This is a genomic window from Terriglobales bacterium (assembly GCA_035543055.1).
Classification (GTDB): domain Bacteria; phylum Acidobacteriota; class Terriglobia; order Terriglobales; family Acidobacteriaceae; genus JAIQFD01.
In genome coordinates this window covers 1-2,291 of sequence record DATKKJ010000062.1, presented here as the reverse complement: position 1 = coordinate 2,291, position 2,291 = coordinate 1, and the positions used below count along the sequence as shown (strand labels likewise).

Here is a 2,291-nt window from a genome sequence, read left to right as displayed (position 1 = left end):
GGCCGGAGAACGGTGCGAATCCCTGCGCAGAAACGAACACGTCGTAGTCGCCGGGACGGACCGAGACGGAAAACCGGCCCAATTGATCCAGCGCGATCGCTTTGTCGGAGCCATCGACGGCGGAATGCAGGAGAACGTGCGCGGTATAGATCGGCGCGCCGGTCACGTCGGCGACATCGCCGAAGAGCGTTCCGACGTCGGAGGATGGTGCTTGGCTCTGAGCTTGAGCAAGACAGCCGAAAGAAAGAATGACCAGCAGAATACGAATGTGGCGCATGGCAGCAATCCCGCGCCGCTGACCTAATCGTCGGCGCTGACCTGGACTTCTTGGTCCTTGTATTGGAGCTGGTAGAGTTTCCAGTATATACCGCGCTGTGCGAGCAGCTCCTGGTGCGATCCGACCTCGCGCAACCTGCCCTTGTGCATCACCAGGATCTTGTCGGCGCGCTGGATAGTGCTGAGCCGGTGGGCGATGACCACCGACGTGCGTCCCTCGACCATGTGGGTGAGGGCATCGCGCACCCGGAATTCGGTCTCAGTGTCCACGCTGGAGGTGGCCTCGTCGAGCACCAGGATGCGCGGGTCGTGGGCCAGGGCGCGGGCGAAGGAGATGAGCTGTTTCTGCCCGGTGGAGAGCGTGCTGCCGCGCTCGCGCACCGGCTCGTGGAATCCCTGGGGCAGGCTGCGGATGAAGTCGGCGACATTGACCTCTTCGGCGGCCTGCTCGACCCGCTCGTCCTCGATCCATTCGCTGCCCAGGCGGATGTTGTCGCGCACCGTGCCGCTGAACAGGAACGGGTCCTGCAGCACCACTCCGAAGCGGCGGCGCAGGTCGGCGATGTCCATCTCGCGCACGTCCACGCCATCCAGGCGGATGGCCCCCTGCTGCACGTCGTAGAAGCGCAGCAGCAGGGAGATGATGGTGGTCTTGCCGGCGCCGGTGTGCCCGACGATGGCCGCCGTCTCCCCCGGCTCGATCACGAAGGAGACGTCGCGCAGCACCCAGTCCCAGTCGCCGGGGAGTGGTTGTGTGGCGCGGCCGCCGGGGCCCCCGGCAAGCGCCGGTTTTGCGCTTGCTGGGGTGAGGGTGCCCTCGGCCGCGGCTTTTGCTTCAACATCATCCCCGTCCAACGGTACCCGCCGGTACGCGAACCAGACGTGGTCGAACTCGATGCGCCCCGGCCCGTCCGCCTTCTTCGGCTGGACCGGCGAGGTGATCTCGATGGGCGTATCCAGCAGCTTGAAGACCCGCTCGCTCGACGCCATGGCCGATTGCAGGATGTTGTATTTCTCGCTCAGGTCCTGGATGGGCCGGAAGAAGCGCTGCGCGTACTGCATGAACGCCACCAGCACTCCGATGGTGAGGGCGCTCTGCATCCCGGCCCCCAGGCCCATGCCGCGGATGATGGCGTTGCCGCCGAACCAGAACACGCCGGCGATGGCGGTCGCCGACAGGATCTCCACCACCGGGTAATAGACGGCGTGGGCCATGATAGCGTCCTTGAAGGCGTCCATGTGCCGGCGGTTGACCTTGTCGAACTCCTGGAACGAACGCCGCTCCCGGTTGAACAGCTGCAGCACCACGATGCCGCTCACGTGCTCCTGCAGGTAGGCGTTGATGCGCGCGATGGCCACCCGGATGCGCCGGTAGGAATCGCGCACTCTGGCCCGGAAGATCATGGTCGCGACGAAGATGAAAGGCAGCACCGCGAAGGTGATCAGCGCCAGCCACCACTTCATCTTCAGCATGATGATCACGATCCCGGCGAGCACGAAGATGTCCTGGAAGATCGCCACCACCCCGGAGGTGAACATTTCGTTGAGCGAGTCCACGTCGGTGGTGACCCGGGTGACCAGCCGCCCCACCGGGTTGCGGTCGTAGAAGGAGACCTGCATGCGCTGCAAGTGGCGGAAGATCTGGCTACGCAGGTCGAACATCACCTTTTGCCCTGTCCACTGCATGAGATAGATCTGGACGAACTCCAGGACGAAGCCGATCACCAGCAGCAGCACGTACAGCCCGGCGATCTGCGCCATGCCCCTGAGCGGTTCCGAACTCAGCCAGCGGTCGAGGAGGGAGTGGGCCGCACCAGACGCCGCCGTGCGCGCCAGGTACTTGTCAACCGCCGTCTTGGTTAAGTAGGGGCCGAGCACGTCGGCGCCCGATTGCAGCACGATCGCCGTCAGGGCCAGGAATACGTGCCACTTGTAGGGGCGCAGGTAGGTGAGCAGCCGCTTCATCAGGCGGCTGTCGTAGGCTTTTCCCAGGACCTCTTCTTCGTGGATATTGG

General features: G+C 64.6%; 2 protein-coding genes. Both read right to left on the bottom strand.

All coding sequences use genetic code 11. The features are described 5' to 3' along the window. The coding region (locus tag VMS96_05140; GenBank protein ID HVP42792.1) for a carboxypeptidase-like regulatory domain-containing protein at window positions 1-277 on the bottom strand (277 nt) is incomplete at its 3' end. Between the two features lie 23 nt (window positions 278-300). Continuing rightward, window positions 301-2,291: ABC transporter ATP-binding protein (locus VMS96_05135; GenBank protein HVP42791.1), on the bottom strand; the 1,991-nt coding region annotated here is incomplete at its 5' end.